We start from the raw sequence: 6,420 nt of genomic DNA on the forward strand, positions 1-6,420 counted from the left end.
TAAAAAATCCTCAAATAAACTGCTCTCTAAGCACTACGCATGAGAAAGCAATCTACTTGAGGACTGAGCATTAAAAGTATATGTAGATAATTGCATTGCGATCCACACCCTTTATTCATCATACCTGAAGTTGCTTTCCCACATAGTCCGGTATTTACGGTGCCGGGTAGAGACACTAGAGCCATATTCTCTAGCATATATGAGGGATTAAATGTTTTTCCTTTTCACATTTTAACAAGGGTTACGCATAAAATCAATGCAAAAATGCGAACAATATTTTTAAAGAAAAAGATAATGTTCGGCTTTTAATCAAATCATCCGTTAATCTTCTATTAATACACCTTTAAATTGTATTTTTTGACGTAAGTAAACAGGTTCACCATTTACCTCTTCAAACACCGGCTCTTCTCTTCGTCCAAATGGCATATAGCCGTCTTTCTTCATTCTTTCAAGGCACTGCTCGATTGTTTCATTTTCTTCTACTTCATACCATACTTGCTTTTTAGCCAAAAAGGTCATCCTTCCACATGTAAAATATCGCTCTAACTATACCACGATATTTTTAGTACTTTCTAATAGAAAGATTTTATTTTGTGAACGATTTGTCACAACTGGAAAATAAAAAGCGCAATCACATATTACATGTGATTGCACCTGTTCATTTATTTTATATACTCCATTTGTTCAGTTAACTCCAGTATATCCTCAAACGTTAAGTCAGGATTTTCAATAATTATATTATAGCGCAAGCCCTTTTCATCCCATTGGAGTAATTTGAAAGTCTCCAAATCAATTTTAGATCCTTTTTGACCGCGTACTTCAATGATCTCTTCATCTTCACCGATGGACTCCATTGGTTTGAAGATTGAAAGCGAAAATTGCTGCTCACCGGTTTTGGAATATGTTAACGCAATTTCTCCAGTTTCCGCCATCCCCATATCTTCAATTCCTTCCAATGTGTAGCCAAGTGATTCGGGAAAGATTAAAAAGGAGCCCAGCTTCTCGACAGCTTCCTGCTCTGTTAATTGTTCAGGTGGCTGTATAGATTCGGTTTTAACAATGGCACCTTCCGGAATATCCAGAGTAAATTTGGAATCATCAACTTTACTGTTCGGTTCAAATTTGGTAAATTCAGAAGTTATTTTCATATCGCCACTTACCGAAATCGTCTTTAAAGTCATCCATGTCTTTTTATCTACCCAAACTTCCATATCCCCAATTAGCGTATTTTGCTTTTTCGCTTTTGCGATTAAATGGTATGTTTCATGACCCGCGATCTTTTCTTCTTCGCCAATCGTAATATCATGGGAATTTTTTATTAGTTCCAGCGTACGTAATGCCTGCTCTTTTAACGTTGGTCGAACAAAATTTTCAACGTCCGATCCGAGTTCAAAAATAATCACTTCATTCGCTGTTTTCGAATAGGAAGATAATGTTTTTCCGTCGTTTACTGCAATCGATTCCTCACCTGTGGAATCGACCATTTCTACACGAGTTTTTCCGTTTTTCTCCCATTGCTTTGAAAGTATTTCCGTTCCGTCGTCCATTGTCATTTTATATTCTCCATAGAAGGAGTCAAGCTCAGACGTCTCCTGCATTGCCTGATTCAATATTTCCTGGGGTGAATAATTTTCCTCATTGCTGCATGCCGCCAAAGATAGCGTTAAAACTAAAGCTGCTGAATAAATCATTTTTTTCATTTTATCCATTCCTCTCTTCTTCAAGTGGTGGCAGCCATATGACAATCGCTAATTGATTTTGCTGCTCTATAGCTGTAATTGTTCCATTGTGCTTAGCCATAATTTGTTTTGCAATACTTAACCCGAGACCTGCCCCCCGCTCACCTATATGGCTACGGGAATCATCAATCTGATACAGCGGTTCAAACATTTGTTTACATTGCTGTTCCGATATCGTTGCGCCGCTGTTTTGTACAACTATATAAACGCCCTTTTCTGTAAAGCTTTCTGCTAATTTTCCAATACTCCATGAAGGAATATTCGGTATTTCAAATGCGGATACATAAATCATTCCTCCAGGATTTGTGTACGTCCAGGCATTCGCGATAACATTATCGACAACGCGCATCAGCTGTTTCGGATTTACATAATAACTTCCTACCACATTGACTGTCGTTTTCGCTTCAAACCCTTTTTCTCTGCTGATCTGTTCATAGTCACATAAAAGCATATCAAAAAACTCTTCGCCCTCAACTTTTACAAGTTCCAACTCATATGTCGGGGACTGCAATAATGTCAACATCATTAAATCATCAAGCAACTGCTTCATATAATCCGATTTCGACTGAATGATCTGCAAATACTCCTGATGATCCTTTTCAGAATGGTTTCCGTACCGTAAACTTTCTGAGTATGCTTGAATTGATGTTAGAGGCGTTTTCAAGTCATGTGAAAGACTAGCAATCATAAATTCCTTTTGCTGCTGCTCCGCTGCAAGCTTTTTTCGAGTCGCAGATATTTCCTGCTGCATTTGTTGAAAGCTCTTGGTTAATTCCCCGATTTCGTCCTTTGTTACAGGTAGCGGATTTGTTGCTTCATCTTTGGCGAAAGCACGCATTTGTTCCATTAGTCGTTTTGCCGGCTTATTGAGGCGTCTATTCAGCAAATAGATAACCGCCGCGTATAAGAGCAGCATTACTATAGTTAAACTAGTTACAACAAATAGCGATTTTGTATTTACTTGTTCCAGCCATTCCGAACGAACGAGCGCAATTTTGTATACACCCTTTATTTCCCCATCTTCATAAACAGGTTCTTTATAAACAAATGTCTTATAATTTTGTTCAAATTCATACAGATTTTTGTAAACCGTGCTTTTCGATTCAAAGCTGCTGAAAGAATTAATTAAATTTGAAGAATAATAAATCTTCCCATTCGGACTGTACAGCGTAATCATCAACTGATCGGATGTCAGTTTTTCGATTGCCTTATAATTCGCATTAATATTGTAAAGTGATGGATCATCCAGTTGATCTTTTAAATCTGTAACGACTGCCCACTTTTCTAAATATTCATCAACACTTTTATCTTGGTAGTACGCGTTAATCGTTACATAAAGACCATACAATGCAAGTAACGGCAATATCATGACAAGCAAATACGTTAGTAGAAGCCATGATTTAATTTTCATACTTGTTCACCTATAAAACGGTAGCCCTTTCCCCATACAGTTTGTATATAGTTAGGTGATTTTACAGGATCGTGCAGCTTTTCACGCAATGCTTTAATATGCACTGTTACCGTATGTGTCTGGTCCAGCTCAACCTGGTGCCAAACAAGTGTATACAACGCTTCCTTTGTAAATAGCTCGAATGGGTTTTGTGCCAATACTTTTAGTAACGCAAACTCTTTTTGCGTTAAGTTGATTTCAGCCTCTTCGATATAAACACGTTCTTTTACCCAGTCGATTTTTAGCCCATGTACATACGAAAACATATCTTCTGCTGCAAAAACTTTATTATATCGCTGCCATCGTCGTAATTGAGAACGAACACGCGCCTTTAATTCTTCTAAAGAAAACGGCTTCGCCAAATAATCATCGGCATCCTGTAACCCTGTGACTTTATCCGTTTCATTGCTTTTTGCGCTGATCATAATAATTGGTATATCACTTTGCAGTCGAATATGTTCAATCATTGATATCCCATCCATTTCAGGCATCATCCAATCAACAAGTATTAAGTCATAGTTTCCGGCAGAAAAATCCTCCAATCCTTCAATCCCTGTCGTTGCCCATGTTACTGCATAGCCTTCCTTTAGTAACGTGTCTTGAATAATACGTGCAATTTCGCGGTCATCTTCCACTAAAAGAATTTGTTGTGCCATCAAGTACGCCTCCTACAATCACTATAGCAAGTAATTTCTTCGATCATTGCAACTTTATAAATCCTTTATATTTAATCTTACTTTGTACCGGCTGTTAAAAGATAGCCAAAGTTACCTTTCACTGTAGAGATAATCATTTCAAAATGGGTATTTATGCTAGTATCAACTATTTAATTTGTTATAAGAGGGGTCATAAAGAAATGGAAGACTTCTTTGAAAAGCTGAACTGTAAGGTGGCCACGACCATCCTTGATTTGATTTTTCTGGACCGGGGAGAGTGCTCGAGTACTTAGCGGAAATAAGTTTGATATTTATAAGGATGATTTTGGGTCAAGGCTGGGGTTCGAGTTTTGTACATACATTATGAAATTTATTAAAGTTAACATTTACCGTAGGAATGTTTCTTGAAAGAGCCATTTATAATGGTCAGAGAATAAGCGACCTTTATTTTTCTTTATAGAACAACAAAAAAACCACTGATTCCTCAGTGGTTTTGCGTGTGCGAAGCGACGTCCTACTCTCACAGGGGGAAGCCCCCAACTACCATCGGCGCTAAAGAGCTTAACTTCCGTGTTCGGTATGGGAACGGGTGTGACCTCTTTGCCATCATCACTTCACTTGCACATGGATGTGCTGGCGTCTACGTTACCACAGGACGTGGTGCTTTTAGTAGACGTTCCTTAATCGGCTTCCAATACACGGCGCTATCCTTCGTCAACTTCCCTCGTTCTTTCAGTCACGTACTTGAGTACGCTCCTTCAATCACTCAGTCGTTTCCTCGACTAGCTTGTGTCTTGAAACCCTTAAAAAGAATTTTCATTCTTTCAAAACTGGATAAACGTTTCATTGAATTTTTGCAATAAAATGTGGTTAAGTCCTCGACCGATTAGTATTCGTCAGCTGCATACGTCACCGCACTTCCACCTCGAACCTATCTACCTGATCGTCTTTCAGGGGTCTTACTTACTTGCGTAATGGGAAATCTCATCTTGAGGGGGGCTTCATGCTTAGATGCTTTCAGCACTTATCCCGTCCATACATAGCTACCCAGCGATGCCTTTGGCAAGACAACTGGTACACCAGCGGTATGTCCATCCCGGTCCTCTCGTACTAAGGACAGCTCCTCTCAAATTTCCTACGCCCACGACGGATAGGGACCGAACTGTCTCACGACGTTCTGAACCCAGCTCGCGTACCGCTTTAATGGGCGAACAGCCCAACCCTTGGGACCGACTACAGCCCCAGGATGCGATGAGCCGACATCGAGGTGCCAAACCTCCCCGTCGATGTGGACTCTTGGGGGAGATAAGCCTGTTATCCCCGGGGTAGCTTTTATCCGTTGAGCGATGGCCCTTCCATGCGGAACCACCGGATCACTAAGCCCGTCTTTCGACCCTGCTCGACTTGTAGGTCTCGCAGTCAAGCTCCCTTATGCCTTTACACTCTACGAATGATTTCCAACCATTCTGAGGGAACCTTTGGGCGCCTCCGTTACTCTTTAGGAGGCGACCGCCCCAGTCAAACTGTCCGCCTGACACTGTCTCCTACCCCGCTAAGGGGCATGGGTTAGAAGTTCAATACAACCAGGGTAGTATCCCACCGACGCCTCCTTCGAAGCTGGCGCTCCGAGATCTCTGGCTCCTACCTATCCTGTACAAGTTGTACCAAAATTCAATATCAGGCTACAGTAAAGCTCCACGGGGTCTTTCCGTCCTGTCGCGGGTAACCTGCATCTTCACAGGTACTATAATTTCACCGAGTCTCTCGTTGAGACAGTGCCCAGATCGTTACGCCTTTCGTGCGGGTCGGAACTTACCCGACAAGGAATTTCGCTACCTTAGGACCGTTATAGTTACGGCCGCCGTTTACTGGGGCTTCAATTCACAGCTTCGCTTGCGCTAACCGCTCCTCTTAACCTTCCAGCACCGGGCAGGCGTCAGCCCCTATACGTCACCTTACGGTTTTGCAGAGACCTGTGTTTTTGCTAAACAGTCGCCTGGGCCTATTCACTGCGGCTTCTCTAGGCTATGCACCCAAAGAAGCACCCCTTCTCCCGAAGTTACGGGGTCATTTTGCCGAGTTCCTTAACGAGAGTTCTCTCGCACACCTTAGGATTCTCTCCTCGACTACCTGTGTCGGTTTGCGGTACGGGCACCTCTCACCTCGATAGAGGCTTTTCTTGGCAGTGTGAAATCAGGAACTTCGCTCATACGAGCTCGTCATCACAGCTCAACGTTATAGTATGCGGATTTGCCTACATACACGCCTTACTGCTTGAACACGCGCAACCAACGGCGTGCTTACCCTATCCTACTGCGTCCCCCCATTTCTCAAACGGTGAGGAGGTGGTACAGGAATATCAACCTGTTGTCCATCGCCTACGCCTATCGGCCTCGGCTTAGGTCCCGACTAACCCTGAGCGGACGAGCCTTCCTCAGGAAACCTTAGTCATACGGTGCATGGGATTCTCACCCATGTTTCGCTACTCATACCGGCATTCTCACTTCTAACCGCTCCACCAGTCCTTCCGGTCTGACTTCAACGCTGTTAGAACGCTCTCCTACCACGCATACTC

4 protein-coding genes, 2 rRNA genes and 1 riboswitch (1 of these 7 only partly in view) are annotated in these 6,420 nt (G+C 42.2%); all 6 genes read right to left on the reverse strand.

All coding sequences use genetic code 11. The annotated features are described in order from the left end of the window. Positions 1-123: 123 nt before the first annotated feature. Positions 124-223: riboswitch (purine riboswitch) on the reverse strand. A 98-nt stretch (positions 224-321) separates the two neighbouring features. After that, on the reverse strand, positions 322-510 hold the full coding sequence (locus tag MKZ25_RS17360) for an NETI motif-containing protein (protein ID WP_079523775.1): 189 nt from the start codon (positions 508-510) through the stop codon (positions 322-324). A 152-nt stretch (positions 511-662) separates the two neighbouring features. Further along, complete coding sequence (locus MKZ25_RS17365) at positions 663-1,700, reverse strand: LolA family protein (protein ID WP_340802574.1); 1,038 nt, start codon at positions 1,698-1,700, stop codon at positions 663-665. Position 1,701: 1 nt separating this feature from the next. Further along, positions 1,702-3,150: a HAMP domain-containing sensor histidine kinase gene (locus MKZ25_RS17370; protein ID WP_340802575.1), complete on the reverse strand. Its 1,449-nt coding sequence runs from the start codon at positions 3,148-3,150 to the stop codon at positions 1,702-1,704. Next, positions 3,147-3,845, reverse strand: coding sequence for a response regulator transcription factor (locus MKZ25_RS17375; RefSeq protein WP_340802576.1), 699 nt, complete (start codon positions 3,843-3,845; stop codon positions 3,147-3,149). Before MKZ25_RS17375 ends, MKZ25_RS17370 begins: the two co-directional genes overlap by 4 nt. Before the next feature lie 501 nt (positions 3,846-4,346). Continuing rightward, positions 4,347-4,462, reverse strand: a 5S ribosomal RNA gene (gene rrf, locus MKZ25_RS17380). 249 nt (positions 4,463-4,711) lie between these two features. Beyond that, a 23S ribosomal RNA gene (locus tag MKZ25_RS17385) occupies positions 4,712-6,420 on the reverse strand (it continues 1,220 nt past the right edge of the window).

The sequence above is a fragment of the Solibacillus sp. FSL W7-1464 genome (assembly GCF_038004425.1).
Classification (GTDB): Bacteria; Bacillota; Bacilli; order Bacillales_A; family Planococcaceae; genus Solibacillus.